The following is a 22,739-nucleotide window of genomic DNA, read 5'->3' as shown; positions in this document are numbered from 1 at the left end:
GGCAGATCTCCCCGGTCCCTAGCCGCGCTCGCCGACGCGCTCCAGCCAGATCTCCCGCCAGAACGGGACGAACTCGCGAGGACAGTTGGCCTTGTACACACCCGCGCACACGACGCCGTCCAAGATGATGCAGGGACTCTTCATCTGGAGCATCCGGCCCGTCTTCTCGTCGATGCACCGCTCGACCCGGGCCCGCACCCGTGCCTCCCGGCCGCAGTACCGCGCCATCTCCTCCTCGAAGCCCATCCCCCGGTTGAGCCGTCCGCTGTTGAGGGTGGCGACGATGGCGTCGCGCGGCCTGATCCGGACGAGGTCGCCGGGCTGGAGGCCGGTCTCGGCCGTCGGGGTCGCGGTGTTCGGTCCGGGCGCGACGAATCCCCACTCCATGCCGTCCCTGAACCGCATCCACGAGGGAAGCCGGCGGCTGATCCGCTGGAACCGGTTGAACAGCCCGAAGAAGACGGTCCGCAGGGTGGCGAGGACCCCCGCGTTGCCGACCCGGACGTCCGTGACGTACTGGCCCAGGTCGCGGAACGGCAGGGGCTCGGGCGCGGCGCGCAGGAGCTCGGTCGCCTGGCAGCGGTAGCGGGTCTCGCCGTCCTCACCGGGCTCCCGCCGCGTGTTCACCTCGAGGATCGGCAGGCTGCGTCCGGGCGCGGGGACGGGCGCGGCGTCCGGTGCCGCGCCAGGTGCCGCGCCAGGCGCCGCGTCGGGTGCCGGCTGGTCCGGGTCGACGCGCCGGAGCCAGGCCTCCTTCCAGTACAGCGAGCACGAGGTCTGGCAGCCGCCGTGCGCCGAGCCGTCGCACCGCGCGTCGACCAGGTGGACCGCGTCCCGCATCCTCCGCATCCCGGTGCCGGTCATCGTGTCGCAGAGCTTGTGCGCGACCTTGTGGACGGTGAGCCGCCGGCCGCAGAAGCGCAGCATCTCCGGCATGAAGGGCAGGCTGTCCAGCTCGCCCTTCTCGTCGAGCGTCGCCAGGATCTCCTCGGCGTCGCGGACCTCCACGACCTCGCCGACCCGCAGGCCGAGGGGCCCCGGTCGCGTGGACGTCTCGAACTGCGTCATCCGGCTGACTCCTTCACCAGTCCCGCGTCATGCAGAGCCCGGGCCGCCTCTGCCACGGCGGCGAACGGAAGGGTGGATCGTTCCGAGATGTCCAGGAGGGTGTGCAGCCCGTCGCTGAGATTCAACACCCACAACATCGCCATCTGCGCCTGTTTCGTATCACTGCGTCCCCCGAGTGATCCGTACAGGCCGCGCCTGCCCAGGTGCGGCTCGCCGTACGGGCTCAGGTTCACGTAGGCGCGGTTGCGCTCCAGGATCTCCACGGCCTGGCGGCAGACGTCCAGGGTGTCCTCCATGGCCTCCGGGGAGACGAAGTCGGGGTCGTCGGCCGACGTGTGGTACTCCGGGTAGCCCCCGTAAGGGGTCCTGGTCAGGCTGCCCACCGCCAGGTCGAAGCCGGGCGAGCAGTACTGCCGCTCGTCGTATCCGTAGGGGGAGAAGTCGAGCAGCGTGTGCTCGCGGTCGCGCAGGACGTGCGCGAACACCCGGTCGATCTCGGTGTCCCCCCGCCTGCTGCGCTTGTAGGTGAGCGCGCCGCGGTCCCCGGCGCAGGCGAGCACGACGCCGTGCCTGACGCGGTCCACCCGGTCCCGGTTGCGCGCCAGCCACGTGATCGCGCCGATCGTGCCGGGCGCGAACACGAAGCGGTAGGTGTACCGGCGCTCCTTCCGGCCGGCGAGCCACCGGGCCAGCCGGACCGCCACGGCGACACCCGCGAGGTTGTCGTTGGCCAGCGACGGGTGGCACACGTGGCAGGAGACGAGCACCTCCTCCTCGCCGCCCGGGATCACGTGCTCGCCGTACGTCAGGTGCCCGTCGGCGAGCGTCGAGTCCACGCGCACCTCGTACGGCCCGGGCCCCATCCCGGCCAGCGTGTTCTCGCTCAGGCAGAAGCCCCACGTCTCGGCGTAGTAGCTGGTCCGGTAGGGCACCAGATCGGGCTGGTCCGGCAGCGTGTGCAGGCGCGGGCGCAGTTCGTCCAGCGTCATGGTGGCCGAGACGGGCACGCTGTAGCCGACGACGTGGAGGTTCGACGCCGCGAAGTCGACCACGCGGGCGCCGGACGCGTCCTTGATGTAGGCGTCCCGGATGTTCCACTCCTTGGGGATCGTCCAGTCGAGGACCTGCGTGCCCGTCGGCACCTCGCTGATCTCCAGGGGGATCGACTCGGAGACGATCTCCAGCGTGCGCCGCACCCCGTCGCCCGTGATGCTGCGGCACAGCGGGTACAGCCGCCGCACCAGGGCGTGCATGTCGCTCATGGGCGAAGCGACGCGTCGACGTCGCCCGCCGTCCGCCGGTCCGAGAGCCGGGCGAGACGGGTGAACCGCCGGTGGAAGTCGTCCGCGGTCAGCCCGTGCCGGCGGTAGGCCTCGACCAGTTCGAGTGCGCCGGCCTTGACCGTCCAGCGCGCCTCGTACCCGGGCAGGGCGGCGCGGACCCGGGAGAAGTCCACGCGGTAGGAGCGCGGGTCGGCGCCCGACTCCCCGGTGATCACGAGCGCCGACCCCGGCACGGCCTCCACGACCTCGGCCGCGATCTCGGCGACCGTGAGGTTGTTCAGCTCCGTCCCCACGTTGAACGGCTTCGCGTGCACGTTCTCGCGCGGCGCGGCCAGCGCCGCGGCGAAGGCCTCGGCGATGTCGCGCGCGTGGACCAGCGGACGCCACGGGGTGCCGTCGGACAGCACCCGCACCTCGCCGGACAGGTGCGCGTGGCCGACCAGGTTGTTGAGCACGATGTCGGCGCGCAGCCGCGGGGAGAATCCGAACGCCGTGGCGTTGCGCAGGAAGACGGGCGTGAAGTCGTCGTCCGCCAGCGCGACGAGGTCGTCCTCCACCCGGACCTTGGACTCCGCGTACGGTGTCACGGGCCGGAGCGGCGCGTCCTCGTCGAGGAGGTCGTCGCCGCCCGAGGCGCCGTACACCGAGCAGGTGGAGGCGTACAGGAACCGGCGCACCCCGGCGTCGCGGGCCAGCCGGGCCAGCCGGGTGGAGGCGTGGTGGTTGATGTCGTACGTCAGCTCGGGAGCCAGCGACCCGAGGGGGTCGTTGGACAGCGCGGCCAGATGGACCACGGCGTCGATCCCGGCGAGGTGACGGGGCTCGACGTCGCGCAGGTCCACCGTGTACGTCTCGGGGTCGGCGGGCGGAGGGCCGAGCACGCAGTCGGCGAACAGCCCCGAGTCGAGCCCGACCACCTCGTGGCCGGCCTCGGCGAGCACCGGGGCCATCACCGTGCCCAGGTAGCCCTGGTGTCCGGTCAGCAATACCCGCATCTGTTCTCCAGGTCGAGGATGAGCTTGTTCACGTGGAAGGCCTCCGCGTACCGGGCGCCGCACTCGATCCCCCGGATGCGGGCGAGGCCGAGGAACGCCTCCGGGTCGTACCAGGGGCGGTGCCGCTGCGAGGGGTAGTGCCGCTGGAGCAGGTCGGCCTTCGCCCGCGCCACCTCCGGGGAGAGCGGCTGGTAGGCCGAGGGACGACCGAGGTCGCCGTCCCACTTGACGATCTCGTAGCCGAGGACGAGATGGTTCCTGAAGGCCGTGGGCACCAGCTCGGCCAGGCCGCGGTGGTCCTGGTGCGCGTCACCGCGGTGGGGGGCGAGCAGCAGGTCCGGGTCGGTCCTCGCGCGCAGCTCCTCGACGGCGCTCTTGGCCTCGTCCCAGTGGGCGGGCAGCCGTCCGTCGGGCAGCTTCAGAACGGTCAGCCGCAGGTCGGCGCCCGGGCAGAAGGCGGCGAGGGCGGCGCGCTCCTCGTCCTCCCGTTCCGTGCCGCCGCCCGACAGCACCAGCGCGTCCACGCGGACGCCCGGGTGCGCCGCGCACAGTGACAGCAGCGTCCCGCCCGCCCCGATCGCGAGGTCGTCGCAGTGGGCGCCGAGCGCGGCGACCGCGCGCACACCGCCGGCGCCGAGCGCGATCACTCGCTCTCCCACAGCGCCCAGGGCCGGTGGCCGCGGGCCCACGCCTGGTCGAGCTCCAGCCGCTGGTTGACGGTGTCGCTCGGCCGCCAGTAGCCGCGGTGGGGGTAGGCGAGCAGCCGGCCGCGCTTGGCCAGCTCGGCGCACCCGTCCGCGACGAGGTCGCCGTTCTCCGGGATGTGGTCGAAGATCTCCTGGCGGAGCACGAAGAAGCCGCCGTTGACCCACAGCGGCATGTCGCTGACCGGGGTGATCCCGCCGACCCTGCCGTCCTCCCCCACGTCCACGCAGTGGAAGGTGTTCGACGGCGGGACGACCATCATGGAGGCCCCGGCGTCCGTGGCCTCGAACCTCCGGATGATCTCCGGCAGCGGCGCGTCGGTGAGCACGTCGGCGTAGTTCGCCAGGAAGATCGGCTCGTCTCCGAGGTGCGGGCGCACCCGGCGCAGGCGCTCCCCGATGGGCGAGTCGACGCCGGTGTCGACCAGCGACACCGACCAGTCGGAGATGTCGGTGGACAGGAGCCTCACCTTGCCGCCGCGCAGGACGAAGTCGTTGGAGACGGTCTCCTGGTAGTTGAGGAAGAACTCCTTGATGTGCTGCGCGCCGTACCCGAGGCAGAGGATGAACTCCCGGTGCCCGAAGTGGGCGTAGTACCGCATGACGTGCCAGAGCAGCGGGCGGGGTCCGACGAGCTGCATGGGCTTGGGCATGCCGCCGCCGGGCAGGTCGCTGCGCATCCGCGTGCCGCGCCCGCCGCAGAAGAGGACGACCTTCACACGATCTCCAGGCGGGGGATGGGGAACACGAGGCGGCCGCCCCAGTCGCGGACGTACGAGAGCTGGGCGGTGAGCTCCTCGCGCAGGTTCCAGGGCAGCACCAGCACGTAGTCCGGCCGGTCGACGGCGATCTGGTCGGGCGGCAGGACGGGGATGCGGGCGCCGGGGGTGAAGCGCCCGTGCTTGTACGGGTTCCGGTCCACCGTGTACCGCAGCAGGTCGGGACGGATCCCGCAGTGGTTGAGCAGGGTGTTCCCCTTGCCGGGGGCGCCGTACCCGACGACGGTCCTGCCCTGGGCGGCGGCGTCGACGAGGAAGGCCAGCAGCTCGCGCCGGACCCGCGCCACCCGGTCCGCGAACTGGGCGTATCCGGACAGCTCATGCAGTCCGGCGGCCTTCTCCCGCGCGAGGACCTCGGCCACGCGCGGGCCCGGCTCGGCTCCCGTGCCGGACGGGCGGGCCCACAGCCGGATCGACCCGCCGTGCGTCGGCAGCAGCTCGACGTCCACCAGGGTCAGGTCGCCGCTCGCCAGCGCCCGCTGGGCCGAGTCGACGGTGTAGTACTGGAAGTGCTCGTGGTAGATGGTGTCGTACTGGTTGAGCTCCATCAGCGTGAGCAGGTGCTGGACCTCGACGGAGACCCACCCGTCGTCGGCCACGAGGGCGCGCAGGCCCCGCGTGAACCCGGCCACGTCGGGGATGTGCGCGTAGACGTTGTTGGCCACGACGAGGTCGGCCGGTCCGTGCTCGGCTCGTATGGCGGAGCCGGTCTCGGGGGTGAGGAACTCCGTGACGGTCGGCACGCCCGCGTCCCTGGCCGCCCGGCCCACGTTGGCCGAGGGCTCGACGCCGAGGCACCGGATCCCCCGCTCCACGACGTGCCGCAGCAGGTAGCCGTCGTTGCTGGCGACCTCGACCACGAAGCCGGGGCGCAGCCTCTCGACGGCGTCCGCCACGAACCTGCGCGCGTGCTCCACCCAGGAGGTCGAGTACGACGAGAAGTAGGCGTATTCGGTGAAGGTGTCCTCCGGCGTGATCAGCGCCGGGATCTGGGCGAGCCGGCAGTCCGTGCACAGCCGCAGGTGCAGCGGATAGGTCATCTCCGGCTCGTCGAGCTGCTCCGCCGTGAGGAACCGTTCACACGGGGGGGTCGCGCCGAGGTCGACCACGCCGATGAGGCTCGCCGAGCCGCACAGACGACACGTCGTCATCAAAAAGCCCCCAGGCCGTACGACGGAATTAATACGGGCCTTTTCGGGGACGTGTTCAGGGCGGAATGGGCTGGCAGAAAACGTGCTGGCATTTCCCCCCCAGCATCGGAGTTCGACAGCGGTAATTCGGGTGACGGGCGTGGAGCGTTACACGTCTTGTGTCATGCTTTGCGGCCATGGAGCGGCTGAGCATCGACGGGGCGTGGAGCCATACCCCACGTATCCACAGCGACGTCCGGGGCGACTTCCTCGAGTGCTTCCGCGCCGGGGACCTGCGGGACGCGATCGGGCACACGATGGAGCTGGCGCAGGTCAACTGCTCGGTCTCCCGGCGAGGGGTGCTGCGCGGCATCCACTTCGCGGACGTGCCGCCCGGCCAGGCGAAGTACGTCACCTGCGTCGCGGGAAGCGTGCTGGACGTCGTGGTGGACGTCCGGGCGGGCTCGCCCACCTTCGGCGGGTGGGAGGGGGTCGTGCTCGACGACGTCTCCCGGAGGGCGGTGTACCTCGCCGAAGGGCTCGGCCACGCGTTCCTCGCGCTCAGCGAGCAGGCCACGGTCGTCTATTTGTGCTCACAGCCGTACGCGCCGGAACGTGAGCACGGCGTTCACCCGCTCGATCCGGGAATAGGCATCGAGTGGCCGCTCGGCGAGGAGCCGATACTTTCCGCGAAGGACGCGGCGGCGCCGACCCTGAAGGAGGCGCTGGAATCGGGAATCCTCCCCCGCCACGCCGCTTCCTGAGACGGATGGAACCGTCCATACTGCTCCCTGTGACGAGCGTCGTGATCCCCGCGCACAACGAGGCGCGGGTCCTTGGCCGCCTCCTCTCCGGGCTGCTCCACGACGCCCGGCCGGGTGAGCTCGACATCGTGGTCGTCGCCAACGGCTGCACCGACGAGACGGAGTCCGTCGCGCGGGCGCACGGCGTGCGCGTGGTGACCACCCCGGTGCCCTCGAAGCGGGAGGCGCTGCGCCTCGGCGACCGGGCCGCCCGCGGCTTCCCCCGGCTCTACGTGGACGCGGACGTCACGTTGAGCACGGACGGCGTCCGCGCGCTGACCGCTCCCCTGGACGGCTCCGGCGCCCTGCTCGCCACGGCTCCGGAGCGGGACCTGGCGCTCGCCGACCGGCCGTGGGCCGTGCGCCTCTACTACGCCGTCTGGACACGCCTGCCGCACGTGCGGGCGGGCCTGTTCGGGCGGGGCGTCATCGCGGTGACCGAGGAGGGCAACGACCGGATCCGGTCGCTCCCCGCGGTCATGGCCGACGACCTGGCCGTGTCCCTGGCGTTCGCCGACGACGAGCGCGCGGTCGTGACCGGGGCGCGGGCCGGCATCCAGACCCCGCGCACGTTCGCCGACCTGCTGCGGCGCCGCGTCCGCGCGGCGACGGGCATCCACGAGTGGGAGCAGGTCAGCGGCTCGGGCGGCCCGTCCGCGCGCACCACCGTGGGAGACCTCGTCGGGATCGTCCTGCGGGAGCCGTGGCTGCTGCCCGCCGCGGCCGTCTTCGTCGGCGTCACCGTCCTCGCGCGGGGGAGGGCGCGTCCCGCCATCCGCGCCGGCGACTACACCACCTGGCTGCGGGACGACAGCAGCCGGGCGACGGGCTCATGACCCGTCGGCGCTGAGGTCGGACAGCCAGGCGTACAGGAGCCAGCCGAGCTCGTACGGGCGGCACTCGCGGTCGATGGCGACCGGGGGGTAGAGCCGGTCGAGCGTCGCGAGCCGGGCCGCAGGGTGGGCCCGGGTGGCCACCGCGCGCAGCCCCCGCACCAGCTTGCCAGGGTCGTCCCTGGCCGCCTTACGCCATGTCAGGCCGAGGCCCGTGTCGATCAAGGACTCGTCCGTCTCCGGCCGTTCGGTCATCCAGAGCACGCCCGCGGCGATCTCCCGCAGGTGGGCGGCGCCCCCGGCGTCGGCCAGGTCCAGCAGGGCCATGGGCGCCATGGCGAGCTGGTGGACGCTGTAGACGGGGTAGCCCTCGACGACGGCGCCCGAGCGGGCGTCGTAGTGCCACCACCACTGCCCCTGCTCGCCCTGGGCCTCGCAGATGCCCTCGGCCACCTGCTCGGCGGCCGCGAGCGCGGCGGGGTCGCCGAGCGCCGCGTGGAGCCGCGCCAGCGCCTGGAGGGGGTAGACCTGGTCGGCGAAGCAGCCCACGTGCGCCCGGTACCACGGCACCAGCGGCCCGGACGACGGGCCGAGGACGTGACGGTACAGGCGGTCGGACGCCAGGCCCGCGAGCAGGCGGTCGCGGGAGCGCTCCAGCTGCCCGTCCAGCCCGGCGTCGGCGCCGAGCACCGACCGCGCGGCGACGAGCGCCGCCAGGGCCCAGGCGGCCTCCACCGTGAACACCTGGCTCTGCGACGAGGACGCGTCCAGCTCGGCCAGCCGCCGCAGCGCGACGTCCAGGCGGGGGTGCCCCGTCTCCGCGGCCGCCCAGCAGATGAGCGCGGCGTCGCCCAGCCCCTCCACGGCGGGGAGGCGCTCGACGAGGCGGCCGGCGAGGTCGAGGACCGTGTCCCCCGCGAGCGCCGCGCGGCGTCGCTCCTCCGGAAGGGCGGCAACGCCGAGCGCCACGATCGCCGAGTAGCGGACGCTCCGCCCCTCGGTGACGGCGTCCCACGACCCGTCGGGCCGGCGCACGCCGCGCCGGGTGAAGACGAACTCGCCGTCCACGTATCCCGGGGGCAGGCCGCGTACCGCGAGGTCGACCATGTCCGACACCAGGTCGGCCGGCGCTCCCGGGCCCAGCATGGCGATTCGGCGGTGCTGCTGCGTCACGTGTCACTCCAGAGGCCGTCGGCGGTACTCGCTTGACCGGGTCGTGTACTAGTCACGGCCGCGGCGCATCAGGCCGACGGCCACCAGGAGGAGGAACCTCCCGTTGGTCTTGAGATAGCGGGGGCCCAGGCGGACCGGCTCCTGCAGGAGACGGTACAGCCATTCGAGCCCCAGGCGCTGCCACGTTCGCGGCGCCCGCCGGGTCCGTCCGGACAGGACGTCGAAGGACCCGCCGACACCATGGATGACCTTGGCTCCGGTGGCCTCGCCCCAGTCGCGGACGAAGATCTCCTTCTTCGGCGAGGTGATGCCGAGGAACAGCATGTCCGCCCCGGAGTCGGCGATCTCCGCCGCGACCGCCTCCGAGTCCTCCGCCGCGAAGTAGCCGTCGCGGGCCCCCGCGACGCGCAGCGCGGGGTGGCCGCGCCGCACCTCCTCGACCAGCAGGGCCAGCACCTCGGGCGTCGCCCCCAGGAAGTACGGCCGGTATCCGCGCCGCTCCCCCTCGGCCAGCAGCTCCACGAACAGGTCGATCCCCGCCACCCGTTCCGGCAGCGGGTGCCCGAGCACGCGGGCGGCCCACACGACGGCCTGCCCGTCGGCGAGGATCAGGTCGCAGTCGAGCACCGACCGTCGCAGCGTGCCGTCCGTCCGCATGTTGACGATCTTCGCCGCGTTGACCACGCCGATCGTCAGGCGTCCGCCGCCGTCGACCGCGTCCACGCAGGCCGCGACGACCTCCCGCATCGTCATCGCGTCCAGGGTCGTGCCCAGGACCGACCGCCTGCGCGCCCGCCCCGGCGCCGTCATCCGGCCATGGCCCGTTCCACCCGTCTTCACGATTGCCGTCCGTGGAATATCGGCCGCACGCCCCCAAACGTCACAGGCTCCGGGTCAGGCGTGGCCACGCGTCGCGCAGCGCCTCCCGCCAGTCCCGCATCGGGGCCATCCCCGCCCGCGTCCACGCCGCGTGCCCCAGAACGCTGTATGCGGGGCGCGGGGCGGGACGCGGGAAGTCGCGGCTGGTCGTAGGCCTGACCCGGTCGGGATCCGCGCCGAGCAGGCAGAAGATCTCCCGCGCGTAGCCGTACCAGGTCGTGCGGCCGGCGTTGGTGCCGTGGTAGACGCCGGGGCGCGCGCCCGAGCGGCCCAGCAGGACGATCCGCTCGGCCAGATCGGCCGTCCAGGTCGGCTGACCGTGCTGGTCGTCCACCACGGAGACGGTGTCCCGCTCGCCGGCGAGGTGGATCATGGTGGTCGCGAAGTTCGCGCCGTGCTCGCCGTAGAGCCAGGCTGTCCTGACGACGTGGCCGCCGTGGCTCAGGGCCGCCCGTTCCCCCGCCAGCTTGGTCCGCCCGTACGCGTTGACGGGGTCGACCGGCTCGTCCTCGGCGTACGGCAGGCGGGCCGAGCCGTCGAAGACGTAGTCGGTGGAGATGTGGATCAGCGTCGCTCCGTGGCCCGCGGAGGCGGCGGCGAGCCGGCGGACGCCGTGGCCGTTCACCGCCAGCGCCTCCTCCTCGTGGGCCTCCGCCTCGTCGACCGCCGTCCACGCCGCGCAGTTGACCACGACGTCCGGTTTCACGTCCGCGACGGCTGCTGCGGCCGCGCGCGGGTCACGCAGGTCGAGGTCGCGCCGGGCCAGGGGGACGACGTCCTCGCCCTCGTGCCGGAGCAGGGTCACCAGGTCGGCGCCGAGCATGCCTGCGGCGCCGGTCACCATCCACCTGGTCACGACGCCGCCGGGAGGGTGATCTCGGTGACCACCGCGCGATGGTCGGTTCCCGGCAGCGCGGACGTCGCGAAGCTCCGGATCGCGATGCGGGAGTCCGCGAGCAGGTGGTCGATGGCGACCTTGGGGAAGAACCACGGCTGATCCAGATACGGCCATGTCATGGCCAGCCCCTTTCCGGTGACGTCCGCCGCGTCCCGGTAACCCGTCGCGATCAGTTCGCGGAGCACCGCGTGGTCGAGCGTGGAGTTGAAGTCGCCCGCCAGGACGCGCAGCCGCCCGCCCGCCGGGGGGAGCGCCCGGATGCTCGACGCCCAGCAGCCCGAGCGCCAGCCGCCGGACGGCGCGCACGCGTGCACCGCGACAACGCTCACCTCCCGCCCGTCCGGCAGCGTGAGCAGCGCGGGGATCTGGCGCGGCCCCTCACCCGGCAGCGGCGGGCCGTCCGCGCGGAGGGGCAGGCGCGAGTAGACGGCCGACCCCTGACCGTCGGGCTCCGGCGCCGACACCCGGTACGGCAGCAGCCGCGCGACGCCGGCGCGGTCGAGCGCGGCCGCCGTCTCCGGGGTGAACTCCACCATGACGAGCACGTCCGGGCGGTGCCGCCGCAGCGCGTCCATCAGGGCCCCCGCCGGCACGGAGCCGTGGTAGAGGTTCGCGGACAGCACGCGCAGCGACGGGCCGTCCGCGGGCGGGTTGCCGTCGGGCAGGGCCCGCGGCAGGACCGCCGCCGCGAGGGACGCGGTCACCGCGAAGGCCGCCACGGCCGTCGCCCGCCGGCGCAGCCCGACCGCGGCGAGGAGCGGCACGAGCGAGGCCGCCGCGGCGTACGGAGTGAACGACACCGCCTGGGACCACCGGAACTTCGGCTCGGCGCCGGCCAGCCGCAGCCCCGCCCACCCGGCGAGGGGCAGCAGCACCAGCCAGAGCCCGATGCCGGCCAGCCGGCGCGCGTCCGCCGCCGCGACGGGCGCGGTCCGGGGAGGCGCCGCCGCCGGCCGGGACGGTCGCACGGAGTCCACGTCGTCACCGGAGGCCCGCGCGCAGCGGCTTCCACCACGCCGGATGGTCGAGATACCACTGCACGGTGTCCGCCAGTCCCTCGTCGAACGGCACCCGGGGGGCGTATCCCAGGGCGCGGAGCCTGCGGTCGTCGAGGGAGTAACGGCGGTCGTGTCCCTTGCGGTCGGGGACCCGCTCCACCAGCTCCGGCGCGGCGCCGAGGAGATCGACCAGGCGCCGCGTGAGCTCGAGATTGGTCAGCTCGGCCGTGCCCGCGATGTGGTAGACCTCGCCGGGCTCGCCCACCTCGGCCACGAGCTGGATGCCGCGGCAGTGGTCGTCCACGTGGATCCAGTCGCGGACGTTGCCGCCGTCGCCGTACAGCGGAACGGGCCGTCCCTCGATGAGGTTGGTGACGAACAGCGGGATGACCTTCTCCGGGTACTGGTAGGGCCCGTAGTTGTTGCCGCACCGCGTCACGGACACCGGCAGCCCGTGCGTGACCGCGTACGCGAGGGCGATCATGTCGCCGCCCGCCTTCGAGGCCGAGTACGGCGAGCGGGGCGCCAGGGGAGCGCTCTCGTCCCAGGAGCCGGTCTCGATCGACCCGTAGACCTCGTCGGTGGACACCTGGACGACGCGGCCCACCCCCGCCGCCAGGCACGCCTCCATCAGCGTCTGCGTGCCGAGCACGTTGGTCCGGACGAAGTCCGCCGCGCCGTCGATCGACCGGTCGACGTGGGACTCGGCCGCGAAGTGGACGACGACGTCGTGCCCGGGGACGACCTCGGCCAGCAGCGCGGCGTCGCACACGTCGCCGTGGACGAACGCGTACCGGCCCTCGACCGGGGCCAGGTTGGCGCGGCTACCGGCGTAGGTGAGCCGGTCGAGCACCGTCACGGACGCCCCGGCGAAGGCCGGGTAGCCGCCGGACAGCAGCGTGCGGACGTAGTGGGAGCCGATGAATCCGGCCCCGCCGGTGACGAGAACTTTCACAGGAGATCCACACCTGTCCTTCAGCTGGAACGTTTTGGAGATTGTGCCGCACGGTGCGGGAGTGACGCTTCACAGGATAAGCGCCGCGGGGGCGAGGATTTGGCCGTCACGAAATCCGTACACCAGCGAAACATACGAGAAAATATCGGCAAGGTGATGCGCATCTGATTCATGGCGCGTAAGAATGACATCGGCCATCCTCGACGAGGGAGAAACTCCACCGATGACCACGCTCTTTTCCAGCAGTGAAATGGACGACGAGGAACGGCGAGCCCATCTCTACGCCGGCGACGTGTTCGTCTACCCGGCCACTCCGTCCTCGACGGAGCTGATCGGCTTCGCCCGGGAGCTCATCGAGGACGCGTTCGGCGGCCTGGATCCGGAGACGGCCCAGTTCGAGATGCCGGTGGAAGGGTTCGCGGCGCTCCTCGCCGATCTCAAGCCCCGTTTCATCCACCACCCGCAATGCAAGAAGCTCCTGCCGATGGTGATCGAGGAGATCGGCTGTTCGCTTGAGCACACCTACTTCGACGTGCCCCGGCTCCGCACGTCCACCTCCCACGACTACCTCACCTCCGGAATTTCCTACGCCTTCCATCCGCACCGCGACTGCTGGTACTCCGCGCCCTTCAACCAGATCAACTGGTGGATGCCGATCTACCCGGTCGTCCCGGAGAACGTGATGACGTTCCACACCCGATATTTCGGCCGTCCCGTCGCCAACGGCAGCGCCCGGTACGACTACGCGGAGTGGAACCGCACCAGCAGGCACACGGCTGCCCGGCACGTTCACGGCGACACCCGCGAGCAGCCGAAGCCGGAGGAGGAGATCGAGCTCGATCCGCAGCTCCGCGTGGTGCCGGAGGCGGGCGGCTTCATGCTGTTCTCCGGCGCCCAGTTGCACTCGACCGTGCCGAACACCTCGGGCCGCACGCGGTTCAGCATCGACTTCCGCACGGTGAACATCGACGACGTGCGGGCCCGACGGGGCGCCACGAACGTGGACGCCGCGTGCACCGGCACGACCCTTCGGGACTTCGCGCGCTGCGCCGACCTCACCCCCATGCCCGAGGAGCTGGCCCGCGCGTACGAGGCCGAGGCCCTGGCCCGGGTGGGCCGCGATCCGGACGCCGTCACGAGCTGATCTGGACCTTGCTGTGGTCCCCCAGCACCAGGCGATGCGCCTTCGGTGTGTCGGGTGCTGGGGTGACCTCGACGTCGTGGCCGATCAACGAGGCCTCGATCCGGCGCACCCCTCTGATGGAGGCGCGCGGCAGCACGATGGAGTACTCGATCTCGCTCCCGCTCAGCACGCAGTCGGCGCCGATCGAGGTGAACGGGCCGACGTACGAGCCGCTGATGACGGTACCCGCGCCCACGACGGCCGGCCCGACGATGCGCGAGCCGCGCACGACGGCGCCGGCCTCGACGACGACGCGCCCGATGAGCTCGCAGTCCTCCACCTCGCCGTCGATCCGGCGCTCCACCGACTCCAGCACCAGCCGGTTGACCTCCAGCATGTCGGCGACGTTGCCGGTGTCCTTCCAGTAGCCCGAGATCACGGAGGGCTCGACCACGTGGCCGTTGTCGATGAGCCACTGGATGGCGTCGGTTATCTCCAGCTCCCCCCGCCAGGACGGCTTGAGCTCCGCCACCGCCTCGTGCACGGCCGGGGTGAACAGGTAGACGCCGACGAGGGCGAGGTCGCTCTTCGGCTCGCGCGGCTTCTCCTCCAGACGGACGACGCGGCCGGCCGCGTCGAGCTCGGCGACGCCGAAGTGGCGCGGGTCGGACACCCGGGTCAGCATGATCTGCGCGCTCGGCCGGAGCCCGCGGAACCGCCCGACCAGGCTCTCGATGCCCCCGACGACGAAGTTGTCGCCGAGGTACATGACGAAGTCGTCGTCGCCCAGGTAGTCGCGGGCGATGAGGACCGCGTGCGCCAGCCCGAGGGGCTCCTCCTGCCGGAGGTAGGTGGCCTGCAGGGAGAACCGGGACCCGTCGCCCACGGCGGCCTCGATCTCGGCGTGGGTGTCGCCCACCACGATGCCGACCTCACGGATGCCGGCCGCGGCGATGGATTCCAGGCCGTAGTACAGGACCGGCTTGTTGGCCACCGGGACGAGCTGCTTGGCCCGGGTGTGCGTGATGGGACGCAGGCGGGTCCCCGAGCCGCCCGCCAGGACGAGAGCCTTCACCTCAGTACGCCCCGTCTCCGCGGGTGACCGCCGACCAGGTCTTCCACAGCACCTGCAGGTCCAGCATGAGCGACCAGTTCTCCACGTAGCGCAGGTCGAGCCGGACCGACTCGTCCCACGACAGGTCGGATCTGCCGCTCACCTGCCAGAGCCCCGTCATGCCCGGCTTGACGACGAGGCGGCGGCGCACGTCCACGCCGTACTGCTCGACCTCGGACGGCAGCGGCGGCCGCGGGCCGACGAGGGACATCTCACCGCGCAGCACGTTGATCAACTGGGGCAGCTCGTCGATCGAGTAACGCCGCAGGACTCCGCCGACGCGGGTGATCCTTGGATCGTTCCTAATCTTGAAGAGCACCCCGTCCGACTCGTTCCCGTCAAGAAGGACCGGCTTGAGCCGCTCGGCGTCGACGACCATGGTGCGGAACTTGAGCACCTTGAACTCGCGCCCGTGCCGCCCGACCCTGACCTGGCGGAAGAGCGCCGGGCCCGAGCTCGTGGCGCGGATCACGACCGCGATCGTCAGCAGCGGCACGACGAGGACGGTCAGCGCGACCGCCGCGACCACCCGGTCGAACGCGCTCTTCACGAACTGGCGGGCGCCGTCCAGGTCCGGATGCTGCACGTGGAGCAGCGGCATGCCGGCGACCGGCCGCACGCTGACCCGGGGGCCGGCGACGTCCATGAGCGCCGGGGCGACGAACAGGTCGGCGCCCCTCGACTCGATGCCCCACGCGAGACGGCGCAGCGCCGCGCCGTCCAGTTCGGGACAGGCGAGGACGGCCACGGCGTCGGCGGACACCTTGTCGACGACCGCGGGGACGTCGCCGAAGTCGCCGAGCACGGGCACCTCGTCGACGTCGAGCCTCCGCCCCCGGTCCTGCGGATCCGGCAGGCACGCCGCGACGACCCGCATCCCGTGGTACGGCTGCCTGCGGAACTGCATCACCAGGTCGAGCACCGACGCGCAGTGCCCGACCGCGACGACCCGCCGCAGGTACTCCCCCCGTGAGCGCGACCGGTGCAGGCGCTTGCGCATCCGATGGCGGAACACGAGCGTGACGAACGTCGCCAGCGGGATCATGGCCATGACGTAGCTCCTGGCCACCGTGGTCTGCGTGACGTACGCCCCGATCGCGACGGTCGCCACCAGGCCGAAGCCCCCCTGCGTGACGGCGCGGAACTCGTCGGTGCCCTCGCCGTGCGCGGTCCTGCGGTAGCTGCCGACCAGGCCCATGACGCCGGGCCACAGAACGGTCAGAGTGACGCCGAAGATCAGGTCGACCACCGGGATGAACGCCCCCAGGGCGAGCCGCGTCCCCTCGACCGCGCCGAACGCGAGGATCGAGCAGATCAGGTCGCCGACCACGAGCACCCGGAAGTACGACGCCGTCGCCGTACCGCTGTATCTCCGCGTGCCGTCGTTCCGTGGGACATCTCGCGTCTGGGGCAGCCCCAACCGCGTCTCCATCTATCACGCCCCTCGTCGTCGGACTCCGCAGACGATGACACCCGTTGAGCCACGCGGGTTGACGGGAAACACAAGAATTTCACGATCAGGCACTCGGTCTCGATAGTAAAGAGGGAGCCTCAAGTGGGGAATAACGATCACTGTCCACAACCGGTCGCGGTGAAGCTTCCGGAATGACTTGACGGAACGGTCCAACGATGCCAGTTTTGACGGCTTCCGCGAAATGACACCGGATGTATGCCGACTCGTGCCCAGCCGAAAATCCCGGCGTCCGCGCAGGTGGGGAGCGGGTCCGTGGCGCCGATCGAACAACGGCGCAGCCCACACGGGCGACCTCGGGCCCGGCAGGCCGTCAAACGGACGCCGACTGTGCCACAAATCAGAGGAATACGGACCTGGAACGCCACGAGCGGTCCGGACTCTTCGTTGATCGAAATCAGCCGGTGATGATCGCCGGGCCGCCGAACTCGACGAATATAAGTGACGGAATTGTAAAGACCCGTGTGTCCTTTCTGCCGTGACCGGAAGCGCGGGGATGCCGGACGCCTCCGGCCGAACTACATTCGGCGGCATGTCCGTGCGCATCGACCGGGACGGCCCGGTCACCACCGTGATCCTGCATCGTCCCGAGGTCCGCAACGCCGTCGACGGGGAGACGGCCGCCGCCCTCGCCGACGCCTTCCGTGCGTTCGAGGCCGACGAGACGGCGTCGGTCGCCGTCCTGTGGGGGGACGGCGGCATGTTCTGCTCCGGGGCCGACCTGCACGCGGTGGGCGGCGAGCGCGGCAACCGGATCGAGCCCGCCGGCGACGGGCCGATGGGACCCACCCGGATGCGGCTGTCCAAGCCGGTCGTCGCGGCCGTCGAGGGCTACGCGGTCGCGGGCGGGCTGGAGCTGGCGCTCTGGTGCGACCTGCGGGTCGCCGCCGAGGACGCGACGTTCGGGGTGTTCTGCCGCCGCTGGGGGGTGCCGCTCATCGACGGCGGGACCGTGCGGCTGCCCCGGATCGTCGGCACGGGACGGGCGCTCGACCTCATCCTGACCGGACGGGCCGTCCCCGCCGCGGAGGCGCTGCAGATGGGCCTGGTCACCACGGTGGTCCCTCCGGGGACGACGCGCGAGGCCGCGGAGGAGCTGGCCGCCCGGCTCGCGGCGCTGCCGCAGGCGTGCCTGCGCGGCGACCGGATGTCGGTGCTGGAACAGGAGGGGCTGGCGGAGGAGGAGGCGCTGGCCGCCGAGTTCCGGCACGGCCTGGCCACGTTGCGCGCCGAGAACCTCGCCGGCGTCGAGCGCTTCCGCGCGGGCGCGGGACGGTACGGCGCCTGAACGGCGCCACGGGGTCAGTCGTACTCGAGGTCGGGTAAGGGCGAGGGCGGGTCGGGGCTCCGCCACACCACCACGTATCCGTCGGCGGCGGCGCTCTCGACGGCCGTGCTGAGCCGGTCGAGGTCGAAGTCGGGCAGGTACCGCAGCCGGGCCAGGAAGGTCGCGTCGGTGGCCGACCGGGGGACGACGCACCCCTCGCCCTCGCGGTCGAGCAGCACGATGAGGACGTCGCCTGCCTCGTCCGCGCGTCCGTGACCGCCGACCCTGACCTCGACGACGTCCTCCCACGCGAGGGCCTCGACGCTGCCGTCGGCGTAGTGGCGGGTCACGCCCTCTTCCGTCACGTACACATAGGAATCCGGCACTGGGTTGCCGTGCATGGCCGCGATTGTGACGACTTGAACGTGCCGCCCGCAAGAGAACGGCGGGGCAGGCGGGCAGATGTCACGATTCGCGCCACCGCAGGTGCTCGCCGACCGCCCGCCTGGCCTCCTCCGGCGTCCCCTCGGCGATCACCCGCAGCAGCCCGGCGTGCTCGGCGGCCAGCTCGTGGCGGTCCTCGTAGGCGTGCCGCAGCCCGACGAGCCCGAGGCGGGTCTCCGCGGCCAGCGAGCCGTACAGGCGGTCCAGCCGCGGGCTGCCGGCGGCGGCGACCAGCGCCGCGTGCAGCGCCATGTGCTCGGCGACCACGTCGGCCCACGGCGCGTCCGGCGGCAGCCCGGCCAGCCGGTCCAGCGCGGCGTCGGCGGCAGCGACCCGGCGGCCGGCGACGGCCTCCGCCATCAGCTCCTCCAGCGGCCTCCTGACGTACACCAGGTCGGCGAGGTCGGCGGCCGTCACGACGGGGACGTACGCGCTGCGGTTGCGCTCCCGGCGCAGCAGCCCCTCGTGGACGAGCACGGCCAGCGCCTCCCGCACGGTCGGGCGGGCCACGCCGTACCGCGCGGACAGCTCCTGCTCGGGCAGCGCCGCGCCGGGCTCGATGTCGCCGGACAGCACCCGCTCCCGCAGGGCCGCCGCGAGCGCCTCCACGGCCGACACGGGACGCAAGGCAGTCACGACGGCCGGCCTCCGGCTCCTGCGCGCGAACGGGCGACGGTCACGACGACGAGCCTAGAGGCGCGGGAGCCTGGTCCACGCGGTCCCCCTCCTGCCCCGTGACGGCCTTCCCCTTCTCCGGTACGGCGACCGCGACGAGGCTCAGCGCGAGCAGCACAAGACCCGCCCACGAGACGGCCGACAGGTGCTCGCGCAGCACCACCAGGCCGAGCAGCGCCGCCACGGCCGGCTCGGCGAGCGCGAGCGTGGCCGCCGTGGCCACCGGGGTGGTCCGCAGGCCCCTGCCGTACAGGAAGTAGGCCAGGGCGGTGGTCGCGCAGCCGAGGTAGAGCGCGGTGAGCAGGCCGCGCGGGTGCGCCAGCCAGCCGGGGCCGGTCGCCACGAGGACCGGGAGCATGATCACCGCCGCGCCGCCGAACAGCGCGCCCATGACGGCCGACGACCGGGCGCCCCTGCCGATGGCCCGCGCGGCCGTCACGGCGTAGAAGGCGTAGAGGAGGCCGCCGAGCAGGGCGAGGGCGACCCCTCCGGCGTGCGCGCCGCCGGCGGCGCCCCCGGTGACGAGCACGGCGCACCCGGCGATGGCCGCCGCCGTGCCCGCGGCCCACCGGCGCGTGGGCACGGCACGCTCCACCAGCCAGGAGAGCAGTCCGGTGAAGACGGGCCCGCTGCCGATGGCCACGACCGTCCCGATCGCGACCCCCGTCCTGGCGACGGCCGCGAAGAAGCACAGCTGGTAGGCGGCGACGGCCACGGCTCCCAGGGCGAGAACGGCGACGCTCCCCCGGCCCCGCGTGGACGAGCCCGTACGGGCCGCGGCGGCCGCGGCGGCCGCGGCGGCGAGCACGGCCCCGCCGAGCACCAGGCGCGCGGCGGCCAGCGAGACGGGAGGGGCGTCCGCCAGCGCCCCGGCCGTGCCCGCCGTGCCCCAGAGGACCGCGGCGGCCACCACCGCGAGCGGTCCGGATCCCTTCCTCATGCCTCAGATTGTCTGACAACCAGACAAGCGCTGGCAAGTTACGGCCCTTGGCCCGAAATGTCAGAGAACGTTCCAGGAAGACCGTTACCCGGAATTACGGTCTAACTTGTTAAGAATGATCCCTGGTGGCACAGCTCACCGATTGCTAGTGTTTCGGCACTATTAACACAGGTATCACCGACGGGCGGGTCTCATGGCTGGTCGGAAACGGTCCATACGCTTCAAGATCTTCGCGATCCTGCTCGTGCCGGTCACCGCTCTGGTGGTCATCTGGGGGTTCACCGCCACTCTGACGGTCCAGCGTGGCCTTGAGCTGCTGCGGATCCAGACCGTCTACGACAACGTGGTCGTCCCGACCCAGACGCTCATCTCCGAGTTGCAGCGCGAGCGGTTCCTGTCGGTCCACTACCTCGCCACCTCCGGCACCAGCCACAGTGAGCTCGACGACCAGCGCCGGCGGACCGACGCCGCGGCGGAGCAGCTGGGACGGGTCTCGCTCAACGCCGTCGACGAGACGCCGCCCGCGATGCGCGACCGGGTGGAGCAGCTGGTCCGGCAGGTCGGCAGGCTCGACGACGTGCGCGACAAGGTGGACGACCGGTCGCTGTCGCGGCTGGACGCCATCGAGCAGTACAGCGACGTCGCGGAGATCGGCTTCCAGGCGTACGACCGGCTGATGATCTCCCCCGACCTCGACCTGGTGGAGCAGACGAAGGCCGTCATCCTCATCGGGCGCAGCCGTGAGATCGCGAGCCAGCAGTCGGCCCTCGTGACCGGGGCGCAGGTCACGGGCCGGATGAGCACGGACGAGCGGGACGCGTTCTCCGGACTCGTCGGCAAGCGCCGGCTGCTCTACCAGCTCGGCGTCGGCCAGCTCGACTCGGAGCTGGGCCGGCCGTTCCTGAGCCTGAACGCCTCCCCCGTCTACACCACGTTCCTCGGGATGGAGAACGAGGTGATGACGAGGGTGCGGGCCGGCCAGCCGCTGCCGCCCGACGCGATCGCCTGGCCCACGTCCGCCGAGGCGCTGATCCACTCGCTCACCGACCTCAGCGCGTCGGCGAGCAAAACGCTGGCCGACCGGGCCGTCCCCCTCGCGCGCGGCGTCCTGTGGAACATCGGCATCGCGGGCGTGCTCGGCCTCGCCGCGGTCCTCGCCACCGGTTTCGTCTCCGTCCGGTTCGCGCACCGGCTGACGCGCGAGCTCATCGGCCTCCACACGGCCGCCCGGACGCTCGCCGACCAGCGGCTGCCCTCCGTCGTCGAGCGGCTGCGGCGCGGCGACGACGTCGACGTGGCGGCCGAGACGCCCACCCTCGTCGAGGGGAGCGACACCCGTGAGGTGGAGAACCTCGGCCAGGCGTTCGGCTCGGTCCAGCGCACGGCGGTCGAGGCCGCGGTCGGCCAGGCCGACCTGCGCAGGGGCGTCAACAAGGTCTTCCTCAACCTCGCGCGCCGGAGCCAGTCGCTGCTGCAGCGCCAGCTGTCCATGCTGGACGCCCTGGAGCAGGAGATCACCGACCCCGACATGCTGGAGCGGCTGTTCGGCGTCGACCACCTCACCACCCGCATGCGCCGCCACGCCGAGGGCCTGATCATCCTGTCCGGCGCCGCCCCCGGCCGCGGCTGGCGCGACCCGGTGAGCCTGTACGACGTGGCCCGCGCCGCCGTGGAGGAGGTGGAGGACTACCTGCGGGTGGACGTCCAGGTCCCCCACGGCCACGCCCTGGCCGGCGCCGCCGTCACCGACGTCGTGCACCTGCTGGCCGAGCTGGCGGAGAACGCCACGATCTTCTCTCCGCCGCACACCCGGGTGCAGATCCGGGGCGAGATGGTGGCCCGGGGCTTCGCCATCGAGGTGGAGGACCGCGGCCTCGGCGTCGCCCCCGAGGAGATGCACCATCTGAACGAGCGGCTGGCGAACCCGCCCGAGTTCGACCTGGCCGACAGCGACCGGCTCGGGCTGTTCGTCGTCGGCCTGCTGGCCCGGCGGCACGGCATCCGCGTCTCGCTGCGGCCCTCGCCGTACGGCGGGACGAGCGCGGTGGTGCTGCTGCCGAAGGAGCTCGTGGTGCAGAACCGGGTGACGGACTTCTCGGTCGAGCGGCTCGTGCCGCCGGCGCCCGCCCCGGCGCCCGCCCTGGCCCTCACCCCGCTCGGCGACGGCGCGGACGAGCAGGCGCACGACGGCGGGGAGGACGCGCTGCCCCGGCGGGTGCGGCAGGCGAGCCTCGCGCCCCAGCTGCGGGAGGAGCCCCGGCCGGGACCGGACGTGTGGTCGCGCGAGGAGCCGGGAGCCGTTGGCGAGCGGCGCTCCGACGAGGAGTCGCGCGACCTGTTCTCCTCGTTCCAGTCCGGCTGGCGGCGCGCACAGGAGGAGTCGTGACAGAGCAGGAGTTCGGGCCGCTGCTGCGGCCCTACACGCTCACGCGCGGCCGGACGCGTCCCATCGGGCCCGACTTCGACCTGATGACCATCATCAGGACGGCCCCTTCGGCGTACGGGCGGACGGACGGGTTGAACCCCGAGCACCTGCGGATCCTCCACCTGTGCCGGTCCCCCGCGTCGGTGGCCGACCTCGCCTCGGACCTGGGCCTGTCGCTCAACGTCGTCCGGATCCTTCTGAGCGACCTGCGCGAGCAGGGCCTCGTCACGGCCCGCCCGCAGGCGACGGTCGCCCAGTTGCCGGAGGAGCGCATCCTGCGCGAGGTGATCCAGGGGCTCCAGGCGCTCTGACTGGCGTCACAGCTCCGGTCCGCAGTCCTCCATAAGGTCGCCGACGTGCAGCCGGGCGGGGACGGTGAGCTCGTCGACGTACCGGTCGAGCAGCGCGGCCAGCCGCCGGACGTCGGGCGTCTCCACGAGCGGGAGGTCGAGGTAGGTCTCCTCCCCGTCGAGGACCAGGTCGCCCCTGACCGTGAACGCGCCGTCGGCCAGCCCGACGTTCACCTCGAAGACCAGCTCGTGCCCGGGGAGCTCCAGCTCCGCGCCGAGCCGAGCGACGGAGCCGGCGAGGTCCGAGACCACCCTGGATCGGACGTGCGGGAAGTGGTCCTGGGAAAGGGATCGGCCCATCTCGGTGAACCGTGCCGCCGTACGCATCAGGACTGTCAGGAGTTCGGCGGCGCCCTGGCTGTTGGCGTCCACCTCCGCAGGGTAGATCACGCACGAATCAGGGTTGGCCAGAATATTCAGGTTTCACCGAAT

Annotated in this window: 23 protein-coding genes; 6 read left to right on the top strand and 17 right to left on the bottom strand. The window is 72.3% G+C overall.

The window, feature by feature from the left end; translation table 11 throughout:
* Positions 1-18: 18 nt before the first annotated feature.
* From MPTA5024_RS19315 to MPTA5024_RS19290, 6 genes are read right to left on the bottom strand one after another with little or no spacing between them, the layout of a single operon-like run.
* Positions 19-1,068 carry a hypothetical protein gene (locus MPTA5024_RS19315; RefSeq protein WP_051458352.1) on the bottom strand — a complete coding sequence of 350 codons (1,050 nt, stop codon included), beginning with the start codon at positions 1,066-1,068 and terminating at the stop codon, positions 19-21.
* Positions 1,065-2,330, bottom strand: coding sequence for a DUF4910 domain-containing protein (locus MPTA5024_RS19310; RefSeq protein WP_036325427.1), 1,266 nt, complete (start codon positions 2,328-2,330; stop codon positions 1,065-1,067). The genes MPTA5024_RS19315 and MPTA5024_RS19310 overlap by 4 nt, the downstream gene beginning before the upstream one ends.
* Entirely contained in the window at positions 2,327-3,346 is a 1,020-nt protein-coding gene (locus MPTA5024_RS19305) for an NAD-dependent epimerase/dehydratase family protein (RefSeq protein WP_036325425.1), read from the bottom strand. Before MPTA5024_RS19305 ends, MPTA5024_RS19310 begins: the two co-directional genes overlap by 4 nt.
* Entirely contained in the window at positions 3,331-3,993 is a 663-nt protein-coding gene (locus tag MPTA5024_RS19300) for a PIG-L deacetylase family protein (protein WP_036325423.1), read from the bottom strand. Before MPTA5024_RS19300 ends, MPTA5024_RS19305 begins: the two co-directional genes overlap by 16 nt.
* The gene (locus MPTA5024_RS19295) at positions 3,990-4,769 is read right to left on the bottom strand and encodes a glucose-1-phosphate cytidylyltransferase (protein ID WP_036325421.1); all 780 of its coding nucleotides are present in this window, start codon (positions 4,767-4,769) and stop codon (positions 3,990-3,992) included. The genes MPTA5024_RS19300 and MPTA5024_RS19295 overlap by 4 nt, the downstream gene beginning before the upstream one ends.
* Entirely contained in the window at positions 4,766-5,980 is a 1,215-nt protein-coding gene (locus MPTA5024_RS19290) for a class I SAM-dependent methyltransferase (RefSeq protein ID WP_036325419.1), read from the bottom strand. Before MPTA5024_RS19290 ends, MPTA5024_RS19295 begins: the two co-directional genes overlap by 4 nt.
* A 176-nt stretch (positions 5,981-6,156) precedes the next feature.
* On the opposite strand from MPTA5024_RS19290, the gene rfbC reads away from it, so the two are divergent.
* On the top strand, positions 6,157-6,723 hold the full coding sequence (gene rfbC, locus MPTA5024_RS19285; protein WP_036325416.1) for a dTDP-4-dehydrorhamnose 3,5-epimerase: 567 nt from the start codon (positions 6,157-6,159) through the stop codon (positions 6,721-6,723).
* A gap of 29 nt (positions 6,724-6,752) precedes the next feature.
* The gene (locus MPTA5024_RS19280) at positions 6,753-7,598 is read left to right on the top strand and encodes a glycosyltransferase (RefSeq protein WP_036325413.1); all 846 of its coding nucleotides are present in this window, start codon (positions 6,753-6,755) and stop codon (positions 7,596-7,598) included.
* Here the strand turns inward: MPTA5024_RS19280 and MPTA5024_RS19275 are convergent.
* From MPTA5024_RS19275 to rfbB, 5 genes are all read right to left on the bottom strand, one after another.
* Entirely contained in the window at positions 7,593-8,768 is a 1,176-nt protein-coding gene (locus MPTA5024_RS19275) for a hypothetical protein (RefSeq protein ID WP_051458351.1), read from the bottom strand. The genes MPTA5024_RS19280 and MPTA5024_RS19275 overlap by 6 nt on opposite strands.
* A 48-nt stretch (positions 8,769-8,816) precedes the next feature.
* Positions 8,817-9,578, bottom strand: coding sequence for a WecB/TagA/CpsF family glycosyltransferase (locus MPTA5024_RS19270; RefSeq protein ID WP_036325408.1), 762 nt, complete (start codon positions 9,576-9,578; stop codon positions 8,817-8,819).
* Positions 9,579-9,648: 70 nt separating this feature from the next.
* On the bottom strand, positions 9,649-10,503 hold the full coding sequence (gene rfbD / locus MPTA5024_RS19265) for a dTDP-4-dehydrorhamnose reductase (protein ID WP_232326535.1): 855 nt from the start codon (positions 10,501-10,503) through the stop codon (positions 9,649-9,651).
* Positions 10,500-11,522 carry an endonuclease/exonuclease/phosphatase family protein gene (locus tag MPTA5024_RS19260; RefSeq protein ID WP_051458350.1) on the bottom strand — a complete coding sequence of 341 codons (1,023 nt, stop codon included), beginning with the start codon at positions 11,520-11,522 and terminating at the stop codon, positions 10,500-10,502. The genes rfbD and MPTA5024_RS19260 overlap by 4 nt, the downstream gene beginning before the upstream one ends.
* A 4-nt stretch (positions 11,523-11,526) precedes the next feature.
* Positions 11,527-12,498, bottom strand: a complete 972-nt coding sequence (gene rfbB, locus MPTA5024_RS19255; protein ID WP_036325406.1) for a dTDP-glucose 4,6-dehydratase — start codon at positions 12,496-12,498, stop codon at positions 11,527-11,529.
* Positions 12,499-12,721: 223 nt separating this feature from the next.
* Here rfbB and MPTA5024_RS19250 point away from each other — a divergent pair, with 223 nt between their 5' ends.
* The gene (locus MPTA5024_RS19250; protein WP_036325405.1) at positions 12,722-13,642 is read left to right on the top strand and encodes a hypothetical protein; all 921 of its coding nucleotides are present in this window, start codon (positions 12,722-12,724) and stop codon (positions 13,640-13,642) included.
* On the opposite strand, the gene MPTA5024_RS19245 is transcribed toward MPTA5024_RS19250, so the two are convergent.
* On the bottom strand, positions 13,632-14,696 hold the full coding sequence (locus tag MPTA5024_RS19245; RefSeq protein WP_036325404.1) for a glucose-1-phosphate thymidylyltransferase: 1,065 nt from the start codon (positions 14,694-14,696) through the stop codon (positions 13,632-13,634). The genes MPTA5024_RS19250 and MPTA5024_RS19245 overlap by 11 nt on opposite strands.
* 1 nt (position 14,697) lies before the next feature.
* Positions 14,698-16,167 carry a sugar transferase gene (locus tag MPTA5024_RS19240; RefSeq protein ID WP_084369802.1) on the bottom strand — a complete coding sequence of 490 codons (1,470 nt, stop codon included), beginning with the start codon at positions 16,165-16,167 and terminating at the stop codon, positions 14,698-14,700.
* 571 nt (positions 16,168-16,738) lie between these two features.
* Here MPTA5024_RS19240 and MPTA5024_RS19235 point away from each other — a divergent pair.
* Positions 16,739-17,494, top strand: coding sequence for a crotonase/enoyl-CoA hydratase family protein (locus tag MPTA5024_RS19235; RefSeq protein WP_036325402.1), 756 nt, complete (start codon positions 16,739-16,741; stop codon positions 17,492-17,494).
* A 14-nt stretch (positions 17,495-17,508) separates the two neighbouring features.
* Here MPTA5024_RS19235 and MPTA5024_RS19230 read toward each other — a convergent pair whose 3' ends face one another.
* From MPTA5024_RS19230 to MPTA5024_RS19220, 3 genes are all read right to left on the bottom strand, one after another.
* Positions 17,509-17,874 (bottom strand): hypothetical protein, encoded by a 366-nt coding sequence (locus MPTA5024_RS19230; protein ID WP_036325401.1) that lies wholly within the window; start codon positions 17,872-17,874, stop codon positions 17,509-17,511.
* Positions 17,875-17,938: 64 nt separating this feature from the next.
* A complete protein-coding gene (locus MPTA5024_RS19225; RefSeq protein ID WP_232326534.1) occupies positions 17,939-18,535 on the bottom strand; it encodes a GntR family transcriptional regulator in 597 nt (198 codons plus the stop codon).
* Positions 18,536-18,593: 58 nt separating this feature from the next.
* The gene (locus MPTA5024_RS19220) at positions 18,594-19,532 is read right to left on the bottom strand and encodes a DMT family transporter (RefSeq protein ID WP_084369801.1); all 939 of its coding nucleotides are present in this window, start codon (positions 19,530-19,532) and stop codon (positions 18,594-18,596) included.
* 193 nt (positions 19,533-19,725) lie between these two features.
* Between MPTA5024_RS19220 and MPTA5024_RS19215 the strand changes: the two genes are divergently transcribed.
* Both MPTA5024_RS19215 and MPTA5024_RS19210 read left to right on the top strand, forming a co-directional pair.
* Complete coding sequence (locus MPTA5024_RS19215; RefSeq protein ID WP_051458349.1) at positions 19,726-21,918, top strand: sensor histidine kinase; 2,193 nt, start codon at positions 19,726-19,728, stop codon at positions 21,916-21,918.
* Positions 21,915-22,268 (top strand): DUF742 domain-containing protein, encoded by a 354-nt coding sequence (locus MPTA5024_RS19210; RefSeq protein ID WP_084369800.1) that lies wholly within the window; start codon positions 21,915-21,917, stop codon positions 22,266-22,268. Before MPTA5024_RS19215 ends, MPTA5024_RS19210 begins: the two co-directional genes overlap by 4 nt.
* A 6-nt stretch (positions 22,269-22,274) precedes the next feature.
* On the opposite strand, the gene MPTA5024_RS19205 is transcribed toward MPTA5024_RS19210, so the two are convergent.
* Positions 22,275-22,679, bottom strand: a complete 405-nt coding sequence (locus tag MPTA5024_RS19205) for a hypothetical protein (protein WP_157099551.1) — start codon at positions 22,677-22,679, stop codon at positions 22,275-22,277.
* Positions 22,680-22,739 lie beyond the last annotated feature (60 nt).

Origin of the sequence: Microbispora sp. ATCC PTA-5024 (genome assembly GCF_000511135.2) — a bacterium.
Taxonomy (GTDB): Bacteria; Actinomycetota; Actinomycetes; order Streptosporangiales; family Streptosporangiaceae; genus Microbispora; species Microbispora corallina.
This window is presented reverse-complemented; position numbering and strand designations above follow the sequence as displayed.